Annotated in this window: 21 protein-coding genes and 1 pseudogene; 14 read left to right on the plus strand and 8 right to left on the minus strand. The window is 74.7% G+C overall.

Translation table 11 applies throughout. The features are described from left to right. Positions 1-15: 15 nt before the first annotated feature. The 7 genes and pseudogenes from LPU61_RS31695 to LPU61_RS04170 form a co-directional block, all read left to right on the plus strand. Positions 16-1,995 (plus strand): annotated as a pseudogene (locus LPU61_RS31695) (vitamin B12-dependent ribonucleotide reductase); the annotation flags it as partial. Between the two features lie 42 nt (positions 1,996-2,037). Next, the gene (locus LPU61_RS31795) at positions 2,038-4,254 is read left to right on the plus strand and encodes an LAGLIDADG family homing endonuclease (protein WP_374199618.1); all 2,217 of its coding nucleotides are present in this window, start codon (positions 2,038-2,040) and stop codon (positions 4,252-4,254) included. Positions 4,255-4,378: 124 nt separating this feature from the next. Further along, positions 4,379-5,332: a DUF2332 domain-containing protein gene (locus LPU61_RS04150; protein ID WP_229404176.1), complete on the plus strand. Its 954-nt coding sequence runs from the start codon at positions 4,379-4,381 to the stop codon at positions 5,330-5,332. A gap of 77 nt (positions 5,333-5,409) precedes the next feature. Further along, positions 5,410-6,858, plus strand: coding sequence for an alpha/beta fold hydrolase (locus LPU61_RS04155; RefSeq protein WP_229404177.1), 1,449 nt, complete (start codon positions 5,410-5,412; stop codon positions 6,856-6,858). Between the two features lie 97 nt (positions 6,859-6,955). After that, the gene (locus LPU61_RS04160) at positions 6,956-7,636 is read left to right on the plus strand and encodes a class I SAM-dependent methyltransferase (RefSeq protein WP_043962493.1); all 681 of its coding nucleotides are present in this window, start codon (positions 6,956-6,958) and stop codon (positions 7,634-7,636) included. Positions 7,637-7,715: 79 nt separating this feature from the next. After that, positions 7,716-7,958 (plus strand): DUF5522 domain-containing protein, encoded by a 243-nt coding sequence (locus LPU61_RS04165; RefSeq protein WP_043962494.1) that lies wholly within the window; start codon positions 7,716-7,718, stop codon positions 7,956-7,958. Positions 7,959-8,104: 146 nt separating this feature from the next. Beyond that, on the plus strand, positions 8,105-8,656 hold the full coding sequence (locus tag LPU61_RS04170; RefSeq protein WP_043962495.1) for a hypothetical protein: 552 nt from the start codon (positions 8,105-8,107) through the stop codon (positions 8,654-8,656). A gap of 33 nt (positions 8,657-8,689) precedes the next feature. On the opposite strand, the gene LPU61_RS04175 is transcribed toward LPU61_RS04170, so the two are convergent. Continuing rightward, positions 8,690-9,373, minus strand: coding sequence for a metal-dependent transcriptional regulator (locus LPU61_RS04175; protein ID WP_043962497.1), 684 nt, complete (start codon positions 9,371-9,373; stop codon positions 8,690-8,692). Positions 9,374-9,529: 156 nt separating this feature from the next. On the opposite strand from LPU61_RS04175, the gene LPU61_RS04180 reads away from it, so the two are divergent. The 3 genes from LPU61_RS04180 to LPU61_RS04190 all read left to right on the plus strand — a co-directional run bounded on the left by LPU61_RS04180 (position 9,530) and on the right by LPU61_RS04190 (position 14,249). Further along, a complete protein-coding gene (locus LPU61_RS04180; RefSeq protein ID WP_229404178.1) occupies positions 9,530-10,378 on the plus strand; it encodes a sulfurtransferase in 849 nt (282 codons plus the stop codon). A 99-nt stretch (positions 10,379-10,477) separates the two neighbouring features. Continuing rightward, positions 10,478-11,659 (plus strand): acetoin utilization protein AcuC, encoded by a 1,182-nt coding sequence (locus tag LPU61_RS04185; protein WP_043962499.1) that lies wholly within the window; start codon positions 10,478-10,480, stop codon positions 11,657-11,659. A gap of 31 nt (positions 11,660-11,690) precedes the next feature. Next, positions 11,691-14,249 (plus strand): bifunctional GNAT family N-acetyltransferase/acetate--CoA ligase family protein, encoded by a 2,559-nt coding sequence (locus LPU61_RS04190; protein WP_229404179.1) that lies wholly within the window; start codon positions 11,691-11,693, stop codon positions 14,247-14,249. Positions 14,250-14,312: 63 nt separating this feature from the next. Here LPU61_RS04190 and sigB read toward each other — a convergent pair whose 3' ends face one another. Further along, the gene (sigB, locus tag LPU61_RS04195; protein WP_043962501.1) at positions 14,313-15,329 is read right to left on the minus strand and encodes an RNA polymerase sigma factor SigB; all 1,017 of its coding nucleotides are present in this window, start codon (positions 15,327-15,329) and stop codon (positions 14,313-14,315) included. Between the two features lie 239 nt (positions 15,330-15,568). Between sigB and LPU61_RS04200 the strand changes: the two genes are divergently transcribed. After that, a complete protein-coding gene (locus LPU61_RS04200) occupies positions 15,569-16,357 on the plus strand; it encodes a sporulation protein (RefSeq protein WP_043964209.1) in 789 nt (262 codons plus the stop codon). Between the two features lie 86 nt (positions 16,358-16,443). Here the strand turns inward: LPU61_RS04200 and dtd are convergent, their stop codons facing one another. Further along, entirely contained in the window at positions 16,444-16,866 is a 423-nt protein-coding gene (dtd, locus tag LPU61_RS04205) for a D-aminoacyl-tRNA deacylase (RefSeq protein WP_043962502.1), read from the minus strand. Continuing rightward, on the minus strand, positions 16,866-18,350 hold the full coding sequence (locus LPU61_RS04210) for a methyltransferase (RefSeq protein WP_063838562.1): 1,485 nt from the start codon (positions 18,348-18,350) through the stop codon (positions 16,866-16,868). Before LPU61_RS04210 ends, dtd begins: the two co-directional genes overlap by 1 nt. A 140-nt stretch (positions 18,351-18,490) precedes the next feature. Here LPU61_RS04210 and LPU61_RS04215 point away from each other — a divergent pair, with 140 nt between their 5' ends. Continuing rightward, positions 18,491-19,075: an HhH-GPD-type base excision DNA repair protein gene (locus LPU61_RS04215; RefSeq protein ID WP_043962503.1), complete on the plus strand. Its 585-nt coding sequence runs from the start codon at positions 18,491-18,493 to the stop codon at positions 19,073-19,075. Positions 19,076-19,132: 57 nt separating this feature from the next. Beyond that, positions 19,133-20,338, plus strand: coding sequence for a low temperature requirement protein A (locus LPU61_RS04220; RefSeq protein ID WP_229404180.1), 1,206 nt, complete (start codon positions 19,133-19,135; stop codon positions 20,336-20,338). Between the two features lie 59 nt (positions 20,339-20,397). Here the strand turns inward: LPU61_RS04220 and LPU61_RS04225 are convergent, their stop codons facing one another. Further along, on the minus strand, positions 20,398-20,709 hold the full coding sequence (locus LPU61_RS04225) for a hypothetical protein (protein ID WP_043964213.1): 312 nt from the start codon (positions 20,707-20,709) through the stop codon (positions 20,398-20,400). A 12-nt stretch (positions 20,710-20,721) separates the two neighbouring features. Beyond that, positions 20,722-21,036 (minus strand): hypothetical protein, encoded by a 315-nt coding sequence (locus tag LPU61_RS04230; protein ID WP_228986787.1) that lies wholly within the window; start codon positions 21,034-21,036, stop codon positions 20,722-20,724. A gap of 125 nt (positions 21,037-21,161) precedes the next feature. Between LPU61_RS04230 and LPU61_RS04235 the strand changes: the two genes are divergently transcribed. Beyond that, positions 21,162-21,518, plus strand: a complete 357-nt coding sequence (locus LPU61_RS04235; RefSeq protein WP_077936787.1) for a DUF3099 domain-containing protein — start codon at positions 21,162-21,164, stop codon at positions 21,516-21,518. A gap of 140 nt (positions 21,519-21,658) precedes the next feature. On the opposite strand, the gene LPU61_RS04240 is transcribed toward LPU61_RS04235, so the two are convergent. Continuing rightward, positions 21,659-22,576 carry a carbohydrate kinase family protein gene (locus LPU61_RS04240; protein WP_229404181.1) on the minus strand — a complete coding sequence of 306 codons (918 nt, stop codon included), beginning with the start codon at positions 22,574-22,576 and terminating at the stop codon, positions 21,659-21,661. Further along, positions 22,573-23,499 carry a pseudouridine-5'-phosphate glycosidase gene (locus tag LPU61_RS04245; RefSeq protein ID WP_229404182.1) on the minus strand — a complete coding sequence of 309 codons (927 nt, stop codon included), beginning with the start codon at positions 23,497-23,499 and terminating at the stop codon, positions 22,573-22,575. The genes LPU61_RS04240 and LPU61_RS04245 overlap by 4 nt, the downstream gene beginning before the upstream one ends. Positions 23,500-23,502 lie beyond the last annotated feature (3 nt).

A 23,502-nucleotide genomic window follows, 5' to 3' on the forward strand; every position in this document is an offset into this window, starting at 1 on the left:
GAGGGGGCGGATGAGATGGCGGGGGACGGCGTGACAGCAAGCCGGACGCGGACGAAGGCCAGCACCGGCCTGAAGGTCGAGCGGGTGTGGACGACCGAGGGAGTCCACCCCTACGACGAGGTGACGTGGGAGCGCCGCGACGTCGTGATGACGAACTGGCGGGACGGCTCGATCAACTTCGAGCAGCGCGGGGTCGAGTTCCCCGAGTCCTGGAGCGTCAACGCGGCCAACATCGTCACCACCAAGTACTTCCGGGGCGCCGTCGGCACCCCCGAGCGGGAGTGGTCGCTGCGGCAGCTCATCGACCGGGTGGTCAGCACCTACCGCGCCGCCGGTGAGGAGCACGGCTACTTCGCGACCCCGGCCGACGCCGAGGTGTTCGCCCACGAGCTGACCTGGATGCTGCTGCACCAGGTGTTCAGCTTCAACTCGCCGGTCTGGTTCAACGTCGGCACGCCCTCACCCCAGCAGGTCAGCGCGTGTTTCATCCTTTCTGTGGATGATTCGATGGATTCGATCCTCGACTGGTACAAGGAGGAGGGGCTGATCTTCAAGGGCGGCTCCGGCTCCGGGGTCAACCTCTCCCGGATCCGCTCCTCCCGGGAGCTGCTCTCCTCCGGCGGCACCGCCTCCGGCCCGGTCAGCTTCATGCGCGGCGCGGACGCCTCCGCCGGCACGATCAAGTCCGGCGGTGCCACCCGGCGCGCGGCGAAGATGGTCATCCTCGACGTCGACCACCCGGACATCGAGGAGTTCGTGATCACCAAGGCGCGCGAGGAGGACAAGATCCGCGCGCTGCGGGACGCCGGCTTCGACATGGACCTCGGCGGCAACGACATCGTCAGCGTGCAGTACCAGAACGCCAACAACTCGGTGCGCGTCTCCGACGAGTTCATGTCGGCCGTGGAGAACGGCGGCGGCTTCGACCTGCGCGGCCGGCTCGACGGGCAGACCATCGAGACCATCGACGCCAAGAAGCTGTTCCGCACCATCGCCCAGGCCGCGTGGGAGTGCGCCGACCCCGGCCTCCAGTACGACGACACGATCAACGACTGGCACACCTGCCCGGAAACCGGACGAATCACCGCATCTAACCCATGTAGTGAATACCTTCATTTGGACAATTCGTCCTGCAACCTGGCCTCGCTGAACCTCATGAAGTTCCTGCGGGCCGACGGCGGGTTCGAGGTGGAGAAGTTCGTCCGGTCGGTCGAGTTCGTCATCACCGCGATGGACATCTCGATCTGCTTCGCCGACTTCCCCACCGAGCGGATCGGCGAGACCACCCGCGCCTACCGGCAGCTCGGCATCGGGTACGCCAACCTCGGCGCGCTGCTGATGGCCTCGGGCCTGCCGTACGACTCGGAGCAGGGCCGCTCCGTCGCCGCCGCCATCACCTCGCTGATGACCGGCACGGCGTACCGCCGCTCGGCCGAGCTGGCCGGCATCGTCGGCGCGTACGACGGCTACGCCCGCAACGCCGAGCCGCACAAGCGGGTCATGCGCAAGCACGCCGCCGCCAACGACGAGATCAAGCCCACGAGCACGGTCGCCACCGCGATCGTCCGGGAGGCCACGAAGCAGTGGACCCAGGGCAACAAGATCGGTGACAAGCACGGCTGGCGCAACTCCCAGGCCGCGGTGCTCGCACCTACCGGAACCATCGGCCTGATGATGGACTGCGACACCACCGGCGTCGAGCCCGACCTGGCGCTGGTCAAGTTCAAGAAGCTGGTCGGCGGCGGCTCCATGCAGATCGTCAACCAGACCGTCCCGCGCGCCCTGCGCAGCCTCGGCTACCCCGAGGAGCAGGTCGAGGCGATCGTCGAGCACATCGCCGACCACGGTCACGTGGTGGACGCCCCCGGCCTCAAGCCGGACCACTACCCGGTCTTCGACTGCGCCATGGGCGAGCGGTCCATCGCGCCGATGGGGCACGTGCGGATGATGGCGGCCGTCCAGCCGTTCATCTCGGGCGCCATCTCCAAGTGCGTCGTCGGGGAGACCCTGGTGGCCTCCGGGGACGGGCTTGTCCGAATGGGCAGCCTCTACCAGGGTGAGGCGGAGGACACGTTCCGGGCGGAGTTCCTCAAGATCTCCTCCCTGGACGGTGACCGCAAGACCGACGCGTTCTACTACGGCGGGGTACGTCCGGTGCGGACGGCCACGCTCCGCTCAGGGCACTCGGTGACCGGTACCTATCCACACCGGCTGCTCACCGCTGGTGAGGGTGGACTGGTCTGGAAGACGCTGGGCGAACTCCAGCCGGGTGACCACGTCGCCACCCAGTACGGTGCCGACCTGTGGTCGTCCGTCCCGGCGAGCCTGCGCGACGTGGTGACCTCGCGGTCCTACGGGAACCAGCGTTCGGTGACGCTGCCGCAGGAGATGACGGAGGAGCTGGCACTCCTCCTCGGCGCGTACGCCGCCGAGGGGCACACCAGCCGCAGCAACTGGACGATCACCATCACCAACTCGGTCGACTCGGTGCTGGAGCGGATCCAGGCAGCCTGGCAGTCGGTGTTCGGGCTGACCGCCCGGATCGACCGGCAGCCTGGCAAGTGCCCGGCGGTGGTCCTGTCATCCAAGACCGTCGTGGAGTTCATGACGGAGCTCGGCTGTGGCTCGCGAGCCTCCGAGAAGCGGATCCCCGACGCGGTGCTGCGCTCCCCTCGCGACATGGTGCTGGCCTTCCTGCGCGGCCTCGCGCTCGACGCATACGTGACGACGGCCACCGCGCCGAAGTGGGCGATCTGTCTGGACAGCCCGGCCCTGCTGGACGACCTGCAGGCCGTGTTGACCAACCTCGGTGTCGTGCACGGCCGGGTGAGCAAGTTCAACTCCGAGTACGGCAAGTCGTACGACGAGGTCTACGCCGCCGGCTACCAGGGGCAGCTCCTGGTGAGCATGGTGCCGTTCCTGGAGCCGGAGAAGGCCGCTGCTGCCGCTCATTACCTCGCCCAGTCCTACGGCACGGGGACGGCGGATGTCGTGCCCGGCATCACCGGGCGGGAACTCTACAACCTCATTCCGGCGGGTAAGCCGGGCCGGGGCGGCGTTCGCGGTGACCGTTCGAGCTTCGCGTTCCTCCTCGACGAGCGCACCACGCACGTCACCCGTCGTACGGTGGAGCGGGTGGCCTCCCTCGACGGGGTGGTGCTGCCGGGGTGGCTGCGCCAGGTGCTGGACGGCAACCTGCACTTCTCGCCCGTCGACTCCGTCGTGGATGCTGGTGAGCGGGAGGTGTTCGACCTTTCGGTGCCGGAGACCCACGCCTTCGTGGCGAACGGCATCATGAACCACAACACGGTCAACATGCCGGAGCAGGCGACCGTCGAGGACGTCGAGAAGATCTACTTCGAGGGCTGGAAGCTCGGCCTGAAGGCGCTGGCGATCTACCGGGACAACTGCAAGGTCGGCCAGCCGCTGTCGGTGGCCAAGCCCAACAAGGCGACCGCGTCGACCGAGGCCCCGGCCGAGGCGGAGAAGGCCGTCGAGAAGGTGGTCGAAAAGGTCGTCGAGTACCGCCCGGTGCGCAAGCGGCTGCCGAAGAAGCGCCCCTCGGAGACGGTCAGCTTCTCCGTCGGCGGCGCGGAGGGATACCTCACCGCCTCGTCGTACCCGGACGACGGCCTCGGCGAGGTCTTCCTGAAGATGTCGAAGCAGGGCTCGACCCTGGCCGGCGTGATGGACGCCTTCTCGGTGGCCATCTCCATCGGCCTCCAGTACGGCGTCCCGCTGGAGACGTACGTCAGCAAGTTCACCAACATGCGCTTCGAGCCGGCCGGCATGACCGACGACCCGGACGTGCGGATGGCCGCCTCGGTGATGGACTACATCTTCCGTCGCCTGGCCCTGGACTTCCTGCCGTACGAGCGCCGCGCCGAGCTGGGCATCTTCACCGCCAAGGAGCGGGCCGCCCAGCTGCGGGCCGAGGCGGAGGCGGAGAGCGCGACGGTCAGCGGTGCGGACCTCACCGCGATGGCGGCCTCCGCGCCGGTCGAGTCGCCGGAGACCAAGGCCGGGCCGGGCCAGCAGGCCACGGTCGGTGCGGTCGCCCAGCCGGCGCAGGAGCTGGCCGACGTCGCCGCCGCGAAGCCGGCCCCGTCGGTGGGCTCCAGCACGGAGCTGCTGGAGGCCGTGATCGGCAAGGCCGCCGACGCGCCGCTCTGCTTCACCTGCGGCACGAAGATGCGCCCGGCGGGCAGCTGCTACGTCTGCGAGGGCTGCGGGTCGACCAGCGGCTGCAGCTGAGTGCGGCAACGGGTCGGGCCCGGGCGCGTCAGCGCCCGGGCCCGACCTGTTGGTAAGGATGTCAACGCCTGCGGTGGCGAAGGACACCCCTGGCACACCCCCGCAGAGCGGCTAGCCTTCGTCGATGACGACAGGTGTGGATGCGGCGATCGCCGCCAGCTATGTCGAGTTCGCCGACCGCGAGGCGCGCGGGGTGTCGCCCGCGTACGAGCGGCTGGCCCGCTCCGTCGCCCGCGACGGTCGCCTGCACGCGCTGCTCGGCACGGTGCCGGAGGCCAAGCGGCAGCCCAACCTGCTGTTCGCCGTCGTCCGGCTGCTCGGCGGGCCCGTCGAGGACCCGGCCGCGTTCGGCGAGTTCGCGGCGGCACACTGGCCGGAGGTCGCGGCGCAGCTGCGTACCCGCGCGACCCAGACCAACGAGGCCGGCCGGTGCGCGGCGCTCCTGCCGGTGCTGGCCGCGCTGCCGCAGCCTCTCGCGCTGCTGGAGGTCGGCGCGTCGGCGGGGCTGTGCCTCTATCCCGACCGGTACGCCTACCGCTACGGCGACCACCGGGTCGGCTCCGGGGAGCCCGTCCTCGACTGCGCGCTCACCGGTGCCGCGCCGCCGAACCGTCGGCCCGTGGTGGCGTGGCGGGCCGGGCTGGACCTGAACCCCCTCGACGTGACCGACCCCGCCGACGTCGCCTGGCTCGACGCCCTCGTCTGGCCCGAGCAGGCCCACCGCCGCGCCCGGCTGCGGGCCGCGTCGGCCGTCGCGGCGGCCGACCCGCCGCTGCTCGTGCGCGGCGACCTCGTCGACGACCTGCCGGTGCTGGCCGCGCGGGCACCCGCCGGCGCGACCCTGGTGGTGTTCCACACCAGCGTGCTCTACCTGGTGCCGGCTCCGCGCCGGGCGGCCTTCGCCGATCTGGTACGCACGCTGCCCGGCCACTGGCTCGCGAACGAGACCCCGGAGGTGCTGGGGCACGACGCGCTGCCGGAGCCACCGGACGGGACGCTGCACAACGTGCTCACGCTGGACGACACGCCGCTGGCCTGGACGAGGCCGCACGGTCAGGCGGTCACCTGGTTCGCGTGACCCCCGCGCGGGGTCACGCAGAGCGGTGCTCCCCACTACGCTGGGGCCTCCGGGCGTGCCTGGCGGGGGAGGTCGTCGTGGTCAGACCGGTCGTCCGTGTGCTCCTCGCGGTGCCGCTTCCCGTGCTGTGGGGGCTGGTGGCGGGGTGGTGGACCCCGCGTGGCCCCGGGGCCGAGGGCCCGGCGCTGGTCTCGATCGGCGTCAGTCTCGCCGTCGGGCTGGCCGCCGGCTGGCTGAGCCGGTCCCGGTGGGCGATGGTCGCCGCCCCCGTTGCGTACGCGGTGGCGGTCGAGCTGGCCCGGATCCGGCTGCGCGGGCCGAGCGTCGACCGGCCGCACCTGAGCGGTTTCGGCGTCGTCGTGCTCCTCACCGGGCGCGGGGTGCACGGCACGCTCTCCCTGCTGCCGCTGCTCGTCGGTGCCGCGTACGGTGCCGGGATCGCCCGCCGGTCGGTCGGTGGCGAGGGCCGGGGGCCGGTGCTGCGCTGGGCCGGTCGCGGCGCGGTGGGGGTGCTCGCCGCGGTGCTCGCGCTGGTCACGGTCGGCGTGGCGGTGCCGGCCCGCACCGACCCGATCCCCGGTGGGATCGCCGAGCTGACCACCGTGACCACCGCCGGCCGCGACCTCGGTCTGTTGATCCGGGGCGTGGAGCCGGCCGCGCCGGTGCTGCTCGTGGTGCCCGGCCCGCCCGGCGGGTCGGAGATCGGCTCGGTGCGCCGCCACCTGGCCGACCTGGAGCGGCACTTCGTGGTCGCCACCTGGGACCGGGCCGGCGCGCCGAAGTCCTGGTCGGCCTTCCCGCCCGCGCCGACCCTCGACGGCGAGGTGGCCGATCTCGTCGCCGTCGCCGAACACCTGCGGCGGCGCTTCGGCCGCGACCGGGTGCACCTGCTCGCCCACTCGGGCGGCACCATCCCCGGGCTGCTCGCCGTGCAGCGTCGGCCGGAGCTGTTCGCCTCCTACGTCGGCGTCGGCCAGGTGGTCAGCCTGCGCGAGGCCGACGCCAGCCAGCACGCCGACACGGTTGCCTGGGCCCGGCGCACGGGCCGGGCCGACCTCGCCGACCGGATGAGCGCGCAGGGTCCGCCGCCCTATGCGGACATCTGGGCGTACGAGCCGCTGCTGACCAACGAGCCGGCGGCGTTCGACTTCGACCGCTCCGGCAACAGCGAGGGGGCCGGCGGGGTGGTGGAGAACCTCGGCGTGCCGGAATACCCGCTGCTGGAGAAGGCGCACCTGCTCCCCGGCTTCATCGACGGTTGGGACGCGCTCTACCCGCGCCTGCAGGGCCTGGACTTTCGCGCCGAGGTCCGGCGGCTCGACGTCCCGACGTACCTCGTGGACGGTGAGCACGAGGTGCCGGGGCGGCTGCGCCTGCTCGACCAGTGGTATGCCCAGCTCCAGGCCCCCCGCAAGGAGCACGTCGTCATCCCCGGCGCCGGGCACCGGTCGCTGTTCCAGCGGCCCGGCCCGTTCGTCGAGCTGATGACCCGGGTACGCGCGGAGACGGAGGGCGTTCCCCGCTGAGGCGCCGCCCGCCGACGCCGACCTCCCGACCCGGCCCGCCTCGGCGCGCGGCACTCGGGCGGCGCGTCGTGTCCGGCGGCGGCTAGGGTCGCCCGTCATGGGGGAACCGAACTGGCTGCGGGAGACCCGCGCCGCGTACGACGAGGTGGCCGTCGACTACGCCCGGCTGGTCCACGGCGAGCTGGCGCGTAAGCCGTTGGAGCGTGCCCTGCTGGCCACCTTCGCCGAGCTGGTGGGCGGTGGTGGGACCACCCGGGCGGCCGCGTCCGGGCCGGTCGTGGAGGTCGGCTGCGGCACCGGCCGGGTCACCGCTCACCTGCGCGGCCTCGGGCTGGACGTCGCCGGCCTCGACCTGTCGCCGGGGATGGTCGCCGTGGCCCGCGAGTCCTGGCCGGGGCTGCGCTTCGCCGTCGCCTCGATGACCGCCCTGCCGCTGCCCGACGGCGGCCTCGCCGGCCTCGTCGCCTGGTACTCGATCATCCACCTGCCGCCGGCGGCGCTGCCGGCCGTCTTCGCGGAGTTCCACCGGGTGCTCGCCCCGGGCGGCGAGCTGCTGCTCGCCTTCAAGGCCGGCGACCGGCGGATCCGCCTGGAGCAGGCGTACGGCCACACGGTCTCCTACGACGTGCACTGGCTGCCGCCGGACCGGATCGCCGCGCAGCTCGCCGCCGCCGGGTTCGCCGTGCACGCCCGCCTGGTCCGGGAGCCGGAGGACTACGAGCGCGGCCCCCAGGCGTACCTGCTGGCCCGTCGGCCCCACGACGCCGACCCGGCGTAGGCGGCGGCGGGCCGCGCGGCGGGCGCGGCGGTTGGGCGCCGAGGGGCGTCAGGAAGGGGCCCTTCCTTACACTGCGGCGGTGGGTGGAGAGCGGGTGCCGTTGGCGGACCGGCCGTTGACCGAGCCGCACCCGTCGCGGCTGCCGCCGGACCATCCGCACCGGGGGCGGATCCTCGCCGCGCACGCCGCCGCCCTCGCGGCGGGGCAGGCCGGCTATCCCGATCCGGAGACCGGCCTGTTCGTGCTCACCGCAGGCTTCCTGGCCCGCCGGGGCACCTGCTGCGGGCGAGGCTGCCGACACTGTCCGTACGTGGCCGACTGAGCCGCCGGCCCCGGGCGGCTCGCCGCCGCCGCCGGGCTCTCGGCCGCGGCGGAGCACCGCCGACCGTGGGCTTTCGCCCGAGGCGGACAACCCGTACGGTGTCGGGCGGACATCGGCGGGAACCGCCGGGAGGCGCGGAGGTTGGCGTGCGCGGTTGGATCTGCCTGGCGGGCGTGTCGGCGCTGCTGGTGACGGGGTGCGGGGCGGAGGCGGCGGAGCCGGTGGCGGTGCCGCGCGGTGCGCCGGTCGCGGTCGACGTCCCGGCGGCGTCCTCCGGCGGCGCCTGCCGGCTGCTCGACTTCGCCGTGGTCGAGGAGCACACCGGGGAGCGGTTCGACGTGGCGGCGGCCAGCGCGCGCGACGACACCCGCACCTGCGTGCTGCGCGCGAAGCGGGCGCTGCTGCCGGAGCTGGCCCTCACCGTCACCGACACGTCGATCGACGTGGCCGACTTCACGGCCGATGTGCAGCCCACCGGGGCCCGGAAGGTCAGCCGGCTGGGTCAGGTCGCCTACCGGCGGACCGGGGCGGCGACGAAGGGGCAGGGGCCGGTCGCCGAGGTGGGCTGGCTGGCCGCCGAGGACCGGCTGGCCGTGCTGCGCTGGACGCTGCCGAAGGGCACCGAGCGCGCCGCCGCCGAGGAGGTGGCCGGGAAGCTGGTCGCGCTGGCGGGAACGGTCGACACCCGGGCCCTGTGAAGCCCGTCGCCGGGCCCGGGTGTCGGCGTCAGGTCAGTGGGCGGCGACGAAGACCCGGGAGGCGACCTCGCGGGGCAGCCGGACCCGGTCGCCGGAGCGGTCGATGGAGACGCCGTCGCGCTCCTGGGCCACGGTGACCGTCGCGCCCGGGTCGACCCCGGCGGCGTGCAGTTGGCGCAGCACGTCGGCGTCGGTCTGCACGCTCTCGCAGATCCGCCGCACGACCACCGTGCCGGTGAGCCCGGGGAACGCCAGGTTGCGCTCGCCGTCGCTGCGGTCGGTCGGCTGCTCGGGGGTGCCCAGCTCCTCCAGGCCCGGGATCGGGTTGCCGTACGGGGAGCGGGTGGGGCGGTTGAGCAGGTCGTACACCCGCTTCTCCACCGCGTCGCTCATCACGTGCTCCCACCGGCAGGCCTCCTCGTGGGCCTCCTCGTAGGGCATCCCGATGACGTTGACCAGCAGCAGCTCGGCGAGCCGGTGCTTGCGCATCACGGACACGGCGGACGCGCGGCCCAGCGGGGTCAGCGCGAGGTGCCGGTCGCCCTCGACGGTGAGCAGCCCGTCGCGTTCCATCCGGGCGACGGTCTGGCTGACGGTGGGACCGCTCTGCCGCAGCCGTTCGGCGATCCGGGCGCGCAGCGGCGGGACGCCCTCCTCCTCGAGTTCGAGGATGGTGCGTAGGTACATCTCGGTCGTGTCCACTAGATCGTGGCGCATCGATTCCCCCTCTCGGCGGAGGCAGTTCCGCGCCCACTCGTGTCGACCAGGTGCTTCACGTCGGCGACCTCCCGGAGGTCGATGGTACCCCGGCCGCCGGACATCGCCCGCCGCCGAATCGCGAGGTGACCGCCCGGATGGTGTTGACTGGACGCCATGTCCGGTACCGAGGAGCTGCTGGTCGAGGCCGACCGGCTCGCGGCGGAGCTCGACTCCGCCGACCCGCCCGCCCTGCTCGACGTCCGGTGGCGGCTCGCCGGGCCGCCCGGCCGCGACGACCACGCCGCCGGTCACCTGCCCGGCGCGGTCTTCGTCGACCTCGACGCCGCGCTGTGCGGGCCGCCGGGCGCGGCCGGCCGGCATCCGCTGCCCGACCCCGCCGTCCTCCAGGCCGCGCTGCGGGCCGCCGGGGTCCGCGCCGGTCACCCCGTCGTCGTGTACGACGGCGGCGACGCGCTGGGGGCGGCACGGGCCTGGTGGACGCTGCGCTGGGCCGGGCACCGGCCGGTCCGGGTGCTGCACGGCGGCTTCCCGGCCTGGGTGGCCGCCGGCCTGCCCGTGTCGACCGACGTGCCCACGCCTGCCCCCGGGGACGTGACCGTCCGTCCGGGCGGGCTGCCGGTGCTCGACGCCGACGCGGCCGCCGCGTTGGCCGCCACCGGCGACGGGACGCTGCTCGACGTGCGGGCCGCGGCCCGCTACCGGGGCGAGCACGAGTCGGTCGACCCGGTCGCCGGGCACGTGCCGGGCGCGGTGAACCTGCCCGCCGGGGAGTACGTCGGCCCGGACGGCCGCTTCCCGTCGGGCGGTGCGCTGCGGGAGCGGTTCGCCGCCGCCGGGGTCGCCGACGCCGCGCCCGTGGGGGCGTACTGCGGGTCCGGGGTGACCGCCGCGCAGGCCGTGCTCGCCCTGCACCTGGCGGGCCGCCCGGACGCCGCCCTCTACGTCGGATCGTGGAGCAACTGGGTGGCCGACCCGTCCCGTCCCGTCGCCACCGGCGGCTGAGCGTCCGGCACCGGGCCGAGCCCGGCGACCGGGGCGACACCGGTCACCGGAGCAGCGCGTGCGGTGGGCGGCGTCGGTGACCCGTGCGACGATGACCCCATGTCCGAGGACACGGTGGTGGTGTGGGACGAGTCCCTGCTCGCCTACGACATGGGTGACCATCCGCTCGACCCGGTGCGGGTCGAGTTGACCGTCGCGCTCGCCGGGGAGCTGGGCGTCCTGGGCCGGCCCGGGGTGCGGCTGGTCCGGCCCGAGCCGGCCGACGACGCCCTGCTGACCCGGGTGCACGACCCGCGCTACCTCGACGCGGTCCGGGTCGCCCCCCGCGATCCGCTGTTCGCCGGGTTCGGGCTGGGCACGTCGGACAATCCGGTCTTCGACGGGATGCACGAGTCCAGCGCGCTGGTCGCCGGTGCCACGGTGGCCGCCGCCGAGGCGGTGTGGCGGGGCGAGGCCCGGCGGGCGGTCAACGTGGCCGGTGGGCTGCACCACGCGATGCCGGCCCGCGCCGCCGGGTTCTGCGTCTACAACGACCCGGCGGTGGCCATCGCCCGCCTGCTCGACCTCGGCGCGCAGCGGATCGCGTACGTCGACGTGGACGTGCACCACGGCGACGGCGTGCAGGCCGTCTTCTGGGACGACCCCCGGGTGCTCACCGTCAGCCTGCACGAGACCCCGCTCGCCCTGTTCCCCGGCACCGGGTTCCCCGACGAGACGGGCGGGCCGGGGGCACAGGGCACCGCCGTGAACGTGCCGCTGCCGCCCGGGGTCGACGACGCCGGCTGGCTGCGCGCGTTCCACGCGGTCGTGCCGTCGGTGCTGCGGGCGTTCCGGCCGCAGCTCCTGGTCACCCAGTGCGGGGCCGACGGGCACCGGCTCGACCCCCTCGCCGACCTGCACCTGAGCGTCGACGGGCAGCGCGCCACCTACCTGGCGTTGCGGGCGTTGGCCGACGAGCTGTGCGAGGGCCGTTGGGTGGCCACCGGCGGCGGCGGGTACGCCCTCGTCGAGGTGGTGCCCCGCGCCTGGACCCATCTGCTCGCGGTGGCGACCGGCGACCCGATCGACCCGGCGACGCTCACCCCGCCCGGCTGGCGTGCTCTGGCCGCCGCCCGCCGCCCCGGCCGGGAGGTGCCGCTGCGGATGACCGACGACGCCGACCCCGCGTTCGCGCCGTGGCAGCCGACCGGCGAGCCGAGCTCGGTGGACCGGGCGATCGCGGCCACCCGCAAGGCGGTGTTCCCGCTGCTCGGCCTCGACCCGCACGACCCGCGGGACTGACCGGGGTGCGCCCGGGGAGGGGCCGGAACCGGTGACCACAGTCGACCAGCCGGTGGACGTGCTGCTGAGCGACGGCAGCACCGTCGGGCTGCGCCCGATCCGCCCCGAGGACGCGTCGGGGATCGTGGCGATGCACGCCCGCTTCTCCGAGCGCACCCGCTACCTGCGCTACTTCTCGCCGTACCCGCGCATCCCGGAGCGGGACCTGAACCGGTTCGTCCACGTCGACCACCGCGACCGGGAGGCGTTCGTGGTGCTCGCCGCCGGGCGGATCGTCGCCGTGGGCCGCTACGAGCGGCTCGGCCCGCAGTCACCCGAGGCCGAGGTGGCGTTCGTGGTGGAGGACGCCCACCAGGGGCGGGGGATCGGCTCGGTGCTGCTGGAGCACCTGGCCGACGCGGCCCGCCGGGCCGGGATCGTGCGCTTCGTCGCCGAGGTGCTCCCGGCCAACGGGGCGATGCTGCGGGTCTTCGCCGACTTCGGCTACCAGGTCCAACGCCAGTACGCCGACGGCGTGGTGCACCTGAGCTTCCCGATCGCCCCCACCGAGGCGACGCTCGCCGTGCAGCGGGGCCGGGAGCACCGCACCGAGGCCCGCTCCATCGCCCGGCTGCTGGCCCCCCGGGGCGTCGCCGTCTACGGCGCGAGCGCCACCGGGCAGGGCGTCGGTGCGGCCCTGCTCGGGCACCTGCGCGACGGCGGTTACCCGGGGCCGGTCGTGCCGGTGCACCCGGGCGCGGCGACGGTGGCGGGGCTGCCCGCGTACCCGTCGGCGGTCGACGCCGGCCACCCGATCGACCTGGCGGTCGTCGCGGTGGCCCCGGAGGCGGTGGGCGCGGTGGTGGCCGACGCGGCGGCGGCCGGCGCGCACGGCCTGGTGGTGATCTCGGCCGGCTTCGCCGAGGCCGGCGCGGCCGGCGCGGCGGCCCAGCGGGCCCTGGTCCGCGCCGCGCACGCCGCCGGCATGCGGGTCGTCGGCCCGAACTGCCTCGGCGTGGCCAACACCGCCGATCAGGTACGCCTCAACGCGACCCTCGCCCCCGCGCTGCCGGCCCCCGGCCGGGTGGGCATCTTCAGCCAGTCCGGCGCGTTCGGGGTGGCGCTGCTCGCCGAGGCGGCCCGGCGCGGCCTCGGCCTGTCCAGCTTCGTCTCCGCCGGCAACCGGGCCGACGTCTCCGGCAACGACCTGCTTCAATACTGGCAGGACGACCCCGGCACCGACGTGATCATGTTGTACCTGGAGACGTTCGGCAACCCGCGCAAGTTCGCCCGGCTGGCCCGGCGGATCGGCCGGGACAAGCCGGTGGTGGCGCTGGCTTCCCCCGCCCGCCCGCCCGGCCTGGGCGGCGACGCGCCCGGCCCCGACGCGGTCGCGGTGAGCGCCCTGTTCGCCCAGTCCGGGGTGATCCGGGTCGACACGGTCGCCGAGCTGCTCGACGTCGGCGTGCTGCTGGCCCACCAGCCCCGGCCCGCCGGGCGGCGGGTCGCCGTGGTCGGCAACTCCTCGGCGCTGACCGGGCTGGCCGCCACCGCCTGCGCCGCCCAGGGGCTGACGGTGGCCGCCGGCTACCCGTCCGACGTCGGCCCCCGGGCCGGGGCGGCCGAGTTCGCCGCCGCGCTCGGCGCGGCCGCCGCCGACGAGCACGTGGACGCCCTCGTCGCGGTCTTCGCCCCGCCGCTGCCCGGCCAGCTCACCGACGCCGAGGCCGACTTCGCCGCCGCCCTGCCCGGCGCGCTCGACGCCGGCAAGCCGGTGGTGGCGACCTTCCTCGCCGGGCGCGTGCCGGCGGGGGTGCCGGCGTACCCGAGCGTGGAGGAGGCGGTGCGGGCCCTGGCCCGGGTCGCCGCGTACGCCGACTGGCTGCGCCGGCCGACCGGCGCGCTGCCCGAGCTGCCCCGGATCGACCCCGCCGCCGCGTCCGCCGCGCTGCGCGCCGACGGGGCCGACCCGGCGGGGCTGCTGGGCGCGTACGGGATCGACGTGGTGCCGTCGGTGCGCGCCGGGTCGGCCGACGAGGCGGTCGCCGCCGCCGGGGCGCTCGGCTGCCCGGTGGCGTTGAAGGCCGCCGCCCCCGGGCTGCGGCACCGCCTCGACCTCGGCGCGGTCCGGCTCGACCTGGCCGACGTGGCGGCGGTGCGCCGGGCGTACGCGGAGATGTCGGCGGTCTTCGGCGCGGACGTCCTGGTGCAGGCGATGGTCCCGCCCGGCGTGCCGTGCGTGGTGGAGCTGGTGGAGGATCCGGCGTTCGGGCCGGTGGTCGGGTTCGGCCTCGGGGGCGTCGCCACCGAGCTGCTCGGCGACCGGGCGTGGCGGGCGGTGCCGCTGACCGACGCCGACGCCGCCGAGCTGGTGGACGCGCCCCGGGCCGCGCCGCTGCTGCGCGGGCACCGGGGGGCCGCGCCGGTGGACCGGGCCGCCCTGGCGGAACTGCTGCTGCGGGTGGGGCGGCTCGCCGACGAGCAGCCCCGGGTGCGTTCGCTCACCCTCAACCCGGTGCTGGCCCGCCCGGACGGCATCTCGGTGCTGCACGCCACGGTGGGCGTGGGCACGGCGGGCGCCCGCCCCGACACGGGCCCCCGCCGCCTGTGAGGCACGCGCCGCACACGCGAGGGGCCCCGGCGAACCGCCGGGGCCCCTCCTTACGTGTGCCGCTCAGCAGGCGTACGCCTCCAGTCGCTGCGCCCGCTCCGGGGCGCGCAGCTTGAGCAGCGTGACCTTCTCGATCTGCCGGATCCGCTCCCGGGACAGGCCGAACTCCTTGCCCACCTCGTCGAGGGTGCGCTGCCGGCCGTCGTCCAGGCCGAAGCGGAGGCGGATCACCGCCTGCTCCCGCTGGGACAGGGTGGCCAGCACGATCTGCACCTCGTTGCGCAGCTCGCCGTCGGCGGCGGCAGCGCCGGGCTCGGCGGCCGGGTCGACGGCGGCGACGAAGTCGCCGAGGGCGCTCTCGCCGTCCTCGCCGACGGCCTGGTCGAGGCTGACCGGCTCCCGGTCGTACGAGATCAGCTCGATGACCTGGAACTCGGGGACGTCCATGGCCCGGGCGACCTCGGCCACGGTGGGCTCGCGACCCAGCGTGACGGCCAGCTCGCGGCGGGCCCGGACCATCCGGTTGACCTGCTCGACCATGTGCACCGGGATGCGGATGGTGCGGGCCTGGTCGGCCATCGCCCGGGTGATCGCCTGCCGGATCCACCAGGTCGCGTACGTGGAGAACTTGAAGCCCTTGGTGTAGTCGAACTTCTCGACCGCCCGGATCAGGCCGAGGTTGCCCTCCTGGATGAGGTCGAGGAACGCCATGCCCCGGCCGGTGTACCGCTTGGCGATGCTGACGACGAGGCGGAGGTTGGCCTCCAGCAGGTGGTCCTTGGCCGTGCGCCCCTCGGCGACGACGATCTCCAGGTCGGCGCGCAGCTCCGTCGACACCGGCGTGCAGGTGGCCAGCTTCTCCTCGGCGAACAGCCCGGCCTCGATCCGCTTGGCGAGCACCACCTCCTGCTCGGCGGTGAGCAGCTTGGTGCGCCCGATGCCGTTGAGGTAGGCCCGGACCAGGTCCGTGGAGACGCCGCGCTCGTCGGTGGCGTCCAGGTCGGTCAGGGTGTCGGCGGCAGCCTCGGCGTCGGTGGTGACGGCCGGGCCGATCTGGTTCTCGATCATCTGAAGGACCATCTCTGTCTCTCCCCGTGTCCACGTCGGTGCCGCGTTGCCGGCCCAGTGGTGCCGGTGACTCACACTCTGGCAAGCGGGACGTGAAACGGGAGTGAGGCGATCGGGGAACCGACAGCGGATAGGGGTGTGGCGGACCCCTGACCTTGCCAGGCCCGGCTACCGTGCCGGCAGTCGGTCGTTCGGGCCGAATCAGCAGGTCGGCGGCTCGTCGGCCGATCTTCGAGAGGGTGGAGGGCGTCGTGGTCTTCAAGCGGCTCATGCAGGCGATGGGTGTGGGCGGTCCGTCGGTGGAGACGGTGCTGAGCAATCCGAACTGCCGTCCGGGCGGTCAGTTGGAGGGTGTCGTGCACGTGGCGGGCGGCGAGCACGCGGTCGACATCGACTACGTCGCGCTGGGCCTGGTCACCCGGGTCGAGGTGGAGAGCGGCGACAGCGAGTACGAAACCACCCAGGAGTTCCACCGCCGCCAGGTGACGGGGGCGTTCCGGCTGGAGCCGGGGCAGCGCTACGACGTACCGTTCCGCTTCGACGTGCCCTGGGAGACCCCGCTCACCGAGCTGTACGGGCAGCACCTGCACGGGATGACGATGGGGCTGCGTACGGAGCTGGAGGTGGCGCGGGCGGTCGACAAGGGCGACCTGGACGCGGTGGCGGTGCACCCGCTGCCGGCCCAGGAGGCGCTGCTGGAGGCGCTGCTGCGGCTGGGCTTCCGGTTCGCCCGCGCCGACGTCGAGCGGGGCCACATCTACGGGGTACGCCAGCACCTGCCGTTCTACCAGGAGATCGAGTTCTACCCGGCCCCCCAGTACGCCCAGGCGATCAACCAGCTGGAGGTCACCTTCGTCACCGACCCGCAGCAGGTGCAGGTGGTGCTGGAGATCGACAAGCGGGGCGGCGTGTTCACCGAGGGGCGGGACGCCTTCGGCCGGTTCACGGTCGACCACGCCACGGTGCACAACACCGACTGGGCCGCCCAGCTCGACGGCTGGCTGCGCCAGTCCATCCAGCGCCGCGGCCTCTTCTTCTGACCCCGGGGACCTTTGTGGTGATCAAGAGGTTTGCGTCAGGTTCCGGGCGGCGGCTGACGCAAACCTCTTGATCACCAGGCGTGGGGTCAGAGGTCCAGGAGGAGGGTTCGGGGGCCTACGTTGACGCTTTCCACCAGCATGTGGGTGCGGAAGCGGCCCGTCTGCACCGGGGCGCCGCGCTCGCGCAGCGCCGCCACGACCGCCTCGACCAGGGGTTCGGCCACCTCGGCGGGGGCGGCGGCGGTCCAGCTCGGCCGCCGGCCCTTGCGGGCGTCGCCGTAGAGGGTGAACTGGCTGACCACCAGGATGCCCGCACCGGTGTCCGCCGCACTGCGCTCGTCGTCCAGGATGCGCAGCTCGTGGATCTTGCGGGCCATGGTGCAGGCGGTCTCCCCGGTGTCGGTGTGGGTCACCCCGAGCAGCACCAGCAGCCCGTCGGTGACCGCGCCGACGACCTCCCCGTCGACCGTGACGCTGGCCCGGCCGACGGTCTGCACGACCGCCCGCATCAGTCGGTCACCGGCTCGACGATGCCGCGCTCCACCAGGTGCGCCACGATCGGGCCGGCCGCCTCCGCCAGCTCCTGCGGCGTCACGTCGTGCGCGGCGGCGAGCAGGGCGAGCTGGTCGCGCATCGGCAGCCGGCCGTCCGCGCCGCCGACCAGGGCCAGCACCAGCGGGTCGATCTCCTCCGTCCAGCGCAGCCCGTGCGGCATCGCCAGGACCTGCCGGTCCACCGCCCAGCCCTCGTCGCCCATGGTCGCCTCCTGCCGCAGCTGGAGCCCCTCGGCGGCCCGGTAGCGCGCGTCGAGCAGCCCGTCGGCGCCGTGCGCCCGGAGCCAGTCCTGGCGGTCGAACCAGGCGGCGATCTGGCCGCCCAGCGGCGGCTCCACCCGCTGCCGCAGGTCCTCCACCCGCACCACCGGGTCGGCGTGGCCGGCGCGACGCAGCGAGACGATGCCGAAGCCGATCGCCTCCACCTTGTGCGCGTCGAACCAGTCGAGCCAGGCCGCCGCCCGGTGCGGGTCGGCGGCCTCCCCGACGTCGGTCAGCCACAGGTTGACGTACGCCATCGGGTCGGCGACCTCCCGCTGGATGACCCAGGCGTCCAGGCCGGTGCCGGCGAACCAGCCGGCCACCCGCTCGCCCCAGTCCTCCCCGGTGACGTGCACCCAGTTCGCCAGGTACTGCATGGTGCCGCCCTCGGTGAGCAGCCCCGGTGCGGCGGCGGCCAGCTCCGCGCCGATCGCGTCGCCGACCCGGCCCGAGTCCCGGTACACGTGGGTGGTGGTGCCGGGGCCGACCACGAACGGCGGGTTGCTGACCACCAGGTCGAACCGGCGCCCGGCGACCGGGGCGACCAGGTCCCCGCGCAGCAGCTCCCAGTCCTGGCCGTTGAGCGCGGCGGTGGTGGCGGCGAAGCGCAGCGCCCGTTCGGAGACGTCGGTGGCGGTGACCCGGCGGGCGTGGGTGGCCAGGTGCAGCGCCTGCACCCCGGAGCCGGTGCCCAGGTCGAGCGCGGTCTCCACCGGCCGGCGCACGGCCGCCCCGATCAGCGTCTGGGTCGCCCCGCCGATGCCGAGCACGTGCTCGGAGTGCAGCGGCCGGCCCGGCCGGGAGCTGACCGGCAGGTCGGCGAGGACCCACCAGTCGTCGGCGTACGGCTCCAGGTCCAGGCCCGCGCGCAGCCCGTCGCCGTGCCGCTCGACCAGGCCCCCGGCCAGCGCTTCGGCCACGGTCAGCGGGGCGAGCGCGGCGGCCACCGCGGCCTCCGGCTCGGTCTGGTCGCAGATGAACACCCGGATGAGGGTGGCCAGCGGGTCGAGGTCGGCGGTGGCGCGCAGGGCCGCCCGGAAGTCGTTGCGGGCGATCCCGCCGGTGGCCTGCGGTCCGAGCCGGTCGGCGATGCCGTTCGAGGTGTACGCGGCGCGGGCGAGCGCCGTCCGGAGCGCCTCGACGCCGGCGGGGGAGAGCAGCATGTCGTGTTCGTCCACGTCGCCATCCTGCCTGCCGGGGCGGCGCGCATCGGCACCGCCGCCCCGAAATCCGACCGCCGGGCGGGACCGGCCGGGCCGCCCGCGCCGGGAACCGGTGTCGGGGAGTCGGCGTCGTCCCCGGGCGGCGGGCGGGCAGGATGGACCGCATGACGTTCTCGCTGCCCATCGACCCCGAGGCCAACCGGCTGCTGGAGCGCAGCCCGCTGGCCCTGCTGCTGGGAATGACGCTCGACCAGCAGATCCCGATGGAGAAGGCGTTCTCCTCGCCGTACGTGCTGACCCAGCGCCTCGGGCACGAGCCGGACGCCCGCGGGCTGGCCGGTTACGACCCGGACGCGCTGGTGGCGGTCTTCGCCGAGCCGCCCGCCCTGCACCGGTTCCCGAAGGCGATGGCCGCCCGGACGCAGGAGGTGTGCCGGGTGCTGGTCGACCGGTACGACGGCGACGCCGCCCGGCTCTGGGCCGACGTCGCCGACGGGCGGGAACTGCTGCGCCGGATCACCGAGCTGCCCGGGTTCGGCCGGCAGAAGGCGCAGATCCTCGTCGCGCTGCTCGGCAAGCGGTACGGCGTCACCCCGGCCGGCTGGCGGGAGGCGGCCGGTGGCTACGGCGACGCCGACGCGTACCGGTCGGTGGCCGACGTGGCCGACGCGGACTCGCTGCGCCGTGTACGCGAGTACAAGCAGCGGATGAAGGCGGAGGCGAAGGCCGCGAAGGGCTGACGCAACCCGCGCCGCTCGGGCTCGTTGAGCCCGTCGGGCGTCGGCGACGGGTGGGCGATGACGGAGGATCAGCGGGGCGCGGCGCTGCTGCGGGGCGCGGTGAGCTCGCCCCGGGCCAGCTTCCTGGAGCTCTTCTTCGACCTGGTGTTCGTCTTCGCGCTGACCCGGGTGTCGCAGCGGATCATCGACGACGTGGCGTCCCCCGGCCGGGACGTGTGGAGCGAGGTCGCACAGACCCTGCTGCTGTTCCTCGCGCTCTGGCTGGTCTGGACGCTCACGGCCTGGGTGACCAGCCGCTACGAGCCGGAGCGCGGGATCATCCAGTTCGTCGTGGTGGCCACGATGTTCGGCAGCATGGTGATGGCCGTCGCCCTGCCCCGGGCCTTCGCCGAGCGGGCGCTGACCTTCGCCTGCGCGTACCTGGCGGTCCAGGTCGGCCGGCCGCTGCTGGTCACCGTGGCGCTGCGTCGGCATCCCCGCCGGACGGTGACGGTGCGCATCCTGGCCTGGTTGACGCTCGGCGCGGTGCCCTGGCTCGCCGGTGCCCTGGTGCCGCAGCAGGCCCTCCGGGCGGTGTTCTGGACCGTCGCGGTGGCCTGGGACTACACGGGGTTGGCGCTCGGCTGGCCGGTGCCGCGCCTCGGGCCGACGCGGGTCTCCGGCTGGGCCGTGATGGGCGAGCACCTGGCGGAGCGGTACCAGCAGATCTTCCTGATCGCCCTCGGCGAGACGATCCTCATCATCGGGTTCACGTTCAGCATGAGCGAGTTCTCCGCCGCCAGGTTCGGGGCGTTCGCCCTCTCGTTCCTGGTCACGGCGCTGTTCTGGCGGATCTACTTCCACCGGGCCGGGCACCTGCTGGCCGAGGCGATCCGGGTGGCCCGGTCGCCGGGGCTGCTGGGCGAGTCGGCGAGCTGGACCCACCTGGTGATCGTGGCCGGCGTGCTGCTCACGGCCGTCGGCTACGAGCTGGTCATCGACCATCCCTTCGCCCGGATGGAGTCGACGTGGGCAGTCTTCGTCATGGGCGGCCCCACGCTGTTCCTGGCCGCCCGTGCACGCTTCGAGTACGAGATCTTCGGCCGGGTCTCCCGCTCCCGGCTGGCCGGGGTGCTGGTGCTGGTCGCGCTTGCCCCGCTGGCGCTGCGGATGCCAGCGACGGGCGCGCTCGCGTCAACCGCCACCGTGCTGGCGGCGATCGCCGTGCGCGACATGGTGCGGTCGTGGGGCCGCCCGGCCGAGCGGCCGGCATCGCCGCTGTAGCGGCCCGCCTGACGCCTTCCAGGGGCCAGCCCGGGGTCCAGGCGGTTGCGGCCCGGGGCTCAGGCGGCGGTGGGCCGGGAGAGGGCGGCGAGGGCCCGCCGCACGTCGGCGAGGGACACCGTCGCCGAGTCGTCCAGCTCGGCCAGGCCGGCCTCGATCCACTGCCGCATCAGCGTGGTCACCCCGATGCCCCGGGCGTCGGCGGCGGCCCGCACCCGCTCGTACGTCTCCAGCGGCAGCCGCACCGAGCGGCTGACCATCGGCACGTCGGTGTCGGGGGTGGGCAGCTCCACGGGCGCGCCGGTGTCGATCAACTCGGCCAGCGGGTCGCCACCGCCGTGGAACTGCTTGGTCGCGTCGTTACGGTTCATCGCCACGCCTCCTCATCGGCGGAATCTGCGGCCGGCGTCGTCGTCGGGAAACCGGCGGACGGCCTCGTCGTAGCGCTTGGCCTCGGCGTCGGTCAGCTCCCGGGCGGAGAGTACGTCCCAGTCGTTGTCGGCGCCGTCGGCCTCGGCGAGCAGCACGGCCAGCCGCCTGCCGTGGCGGGCGGCGGCGTAGACGACCATCACGTCGTCGCCCAGGTGCCGGATGACCCGCCGCGGGCTGTGCAGCGCCTCCCAGACCTCCCCGGGCGTGACGTCGTAGACCCGCAGGTTGGCCAACGCCTCGTCGGTGAAGCTGAACCGGCTGCCCACGAGCGGAGCGTACCACGGGCGTAACACGAGCCGGAACGAGTCGATTTCGCTGATCAACGCCCCGCGACGAACCGATCAACGCCCCGGGGTGACAGGATGGGGGCGATCCCTCTTGGAGGTTCGTGGTGAAGCGTCAGGCGTACCAGCCGATCCTGATCACCGACGCGGCCCGCAGCCAGGACGACCAGCTCACCAGCCGGCAGCGCCGCTACGTCGTGATGATGGGCGTCCGGGTGGCCTGCGTGATCGTCGGCGCGATCCTGGTCGGCGCGCAGGCGCCCATGCTCTGGCTCTGGCTGCCGCTGTGCGGCCTCGGGATGGTGCTCATCCCGTGGCTGGCGGTGCTGCTGGCCAACGACCGGCCGCCGAAGGAGAAGCACCGGCTGGCCAACCGCTTCCAGCCCCGGCACACCGACCCGGCCCCGCCGATGAGCCTGGCCGCCGAGGAGCGCCCGCACAAGGTCATCGACGCCGAGCCCTGACCGGCGCGGCCCGGCCTCCCGGCGGCCGGCGCGCGCCGGGCGAGCCACGCGCGGCCCGCCCGGGAGAGCCACCGGCCCACCCGGGCGAGCCATCGGGCCCAGGAAGTCCGGGCCCGCGCCACGGCCGGGCGGGCCGCCGGTCAGCCCGTCGGGCGCGCGCCGATGGTCGACACGGCCAGCGCGCCCAGGTCGCCGGCCCGGTCCAGCGCCGCCCGGGGCCCCGCCCCGGCCAGCCAGGCCGACAGCAGCCCGGCCGCGAAGGCGTCCCCGGCCCCGGTGACGTCGGCCACGGCCACCCGGCGCGTCGGCGCCACGCTGACCGTCGACGCCCGGTCCGCCCACACCGCCCCGGCCGCGCCCCGCTTCACCACCACCCGCCGGGCCGTCGCCGTCAGCGCCCGTGCCTGCGCCGCCGGGTCCAGCCCGCCGGCCAGCACGGCGGCCTCGTCGGCGTTGACCAGGAGCAGGTCGACGTCGCGTACCCAGGTCAGGAAGGCCGTCGCGCCGACCCGCCGCAGCGGCGCCGCGGACGCCGCGTCGACGCTCGTGGTGAGCCCGCGCTCGCGCGCCGCGGCCAGCGCGCGCAGCCCGGCGCCGCGCGACCCGACGTCCAACAGGGGATACGCGGACAGGTGCAGGTGCCGCGCGTCGGGCGCCCCGGCGAGGGCGGCATCGACGTGCCCGGCGCCCAGCCGCAGGTTCGCCCCCCGTTCGGTCACCATCGTGCGCTCGCCGTCGCCGGTGAGCACGATCACCGTGCCGGTGGTGCGGCCCACGTGCCGCTCGACGGCGCAGTCGACGCCGGCCCGCTCCAGCTCGGCGACCCGGTCGCGGCCCGCGTCGTCGTCGCCGACGGCGCCGACCATGGTCACCGGCACGCCCTGGGCGGCGAGCCAGGCGGCGGTGTTGGCGGCCTGCCCACCGCCGGTGACCCGGATCGTGGCCGGGGTGTCGGAGCCGGTGGCCAGCGGCCCGCCGAGCACCGCGACCACGTCGGTGATCAGGTCGCCGACGACGACGATCCGGCCCGGCCCGGCCGGATGGCGCGCAGCGGTCATGCGGCGGAGCGGCCGGCGGCGGCGACCGCGATCCGGGCGGCGAGGTCGGCGTTGCGCAGGATGATCCGCACGTTCACCGCGAGGCTCGCGCCCTCGGTGGCGGAGTGGAAGTGCGCGAGCAGGTACGGCGTCACGGCCTTGCCGGTCACCCCGTCGCGCTCCAGCAGGGCGAGGCCCTCGGCGAGCGTCCGGTCGTGCAGGGCGGGGTCGAGCTGCTCGTCGGCCGGCAGCGGGTTGGCCACGATCAGCCCCCCGCCGTGCACCCCGTGGGCGTCCCGCGCGGCCAGCACGTCGGCGACCTGCTCCGGCGAGTCGACCGACCAGTCCAGGTCGAAGCCGGCATCGGTGAGATAGAAGCCGGGGAACCGGCGGGTGCGGTAGCCGACCACGGCGACGCCGAGGGTCTCCAGCCGCTCCAGGGTCGCCCCGACGTCGAGGATCGACTTGACCCCGGCGCAGACCACGGCGATCGGCGTGCGGGCCAGGGTGCCCAGGTCGGCCGACTCGTCGAAGGTCGTCGCGGCCTCCCGGTGCACCCCGCCCAGCCCGCCGGTGGCGAAGACCCCGATCCCGGCGGCGGCGGCCACCGCGCTGGTGGCGGCGACCGTGGTGGCTCCGTCCGCGCCGGCCGCGGCGGCGATCGCGAGGTCGCGCACCGAGAGCTTGCTCACTCCATCGACGCTTGCGAGCCGGGTCAGCTCCGCGTCGTCGAGGCCCACCACGAGCTGACCGCCGACCATGCCGATGGTCGCCGGGACCGCCCCGGCGGCGCGGACGGCCTGTTCGATCTCGCGGGCCACCCGCAGGTTGTCGGGCCGGGGGAGGCCGTGCGAGACGATGGTGCTCTCCAGGGCGACGACCGGACGCCGGTCGCGTAGGGCGGCGGCCACCTCGGCGCCGAGGCGGGTGTGGAAGCTGTTCACGTC

The organism is Micromonospora sp. NBRC 110038 (genome assembly GCF_020884815.1).
GTDB classification, from domain to species: domain Bacteria; phylum Actinomycetota; class Actinomycetes; order Mycobacteriales; family Micromonosporaceae; genus Micromonospora; species Micromonospora haikouensis.

Excerpts from the sequence above, each read along its gene's own strand:
- LPU61_RS04225 (WP_043964213.1), bottom strand. The coding sequence starts at position 20,709 with ATGAACCGTAACGACGCGACCAAGCAGTTCCACGGCGGTGGCGACCCG.
- LPU61_RS04215 (WP_043962503.1), top strand. The coding sequence starts at position 18,491 with ATGGACCGCATGACGTTCTCGCTGCCCATCGACCCCGAGGCCAACCGG.
- LPU61_RS04240 (WP_229404181.1), bottom strand. The coding sequence starts at position 22,576 with ATGACCGCTGCGCGCCATCCGGCCGGGCCGGGCCGGATCGTCGTCGTC.
- sigB (WP_043962501.1), bottom strand. The coding sequence starts at position 15,329 with ATGGTCCTTCAGATGATCGAGAACCAGATCGGCCCGGCCGTCACCACC.
- dtd (WP_043962502.1), bottom strand. The coding sequence starts at position 16,866 with ATGCGGGCGGTCGTGCAGACCGTCGGCCGGGCCAGCGTCACGGTCGAC.
- LPU61_RS04220 (WP_229404180.1), top strand. The coding sequence starts at position 19,133 with ATGACGGAGGATCAGCGGGGCGCGGCGCTGCTGCGGGGCGCGGTGAGC.
- LPU61_RS31795 (WP_374199618.1), top strand. The coding sequence starts at position 2,038 with ATGGGCAGCCTCTACCAGGGTGAGGCGGAGGACACGTTCCGGGCGGAG.
- LPU61_RS04180 (WP_229404178.1), top strand. The coding sequence starts at position 9,530 with ATGTCCGGTACCGAGGAGCTGCTGGTCGAGGCCGACCGGCTCGCGGCG.
- LPU61_RS04185 (WP_043962499.1), top strand. The coding sequence starts at position 10,478 with ATGTCCGAGGACACGGTGGTGGTGTGGGACGAGTCCCTGCTCGCCTAC.
- LPU61_RS04160 (WP_043962493.1), top strand. The coding sequence starts at position 6,956 with ATGGGGGAACCGAACTGGCTGCGGGAGACCCGCGCCGCGTACGACGAG.
- LPU61_RS04150 (WP_229404176.1), top strand. The coding sequence starts at position 4,379 with ATGACGACAGGTGTGGATGCGGCGATCGCCGCCAGCTATGTCGAGTTC.
- LPU61_RS04175 (WP_043962497.1), bottom strand. The coding sequence starts at position 9,373 with ATGCGCCACGATCTAGTGGACACGACCGAGATGTACCTACGCACCATC.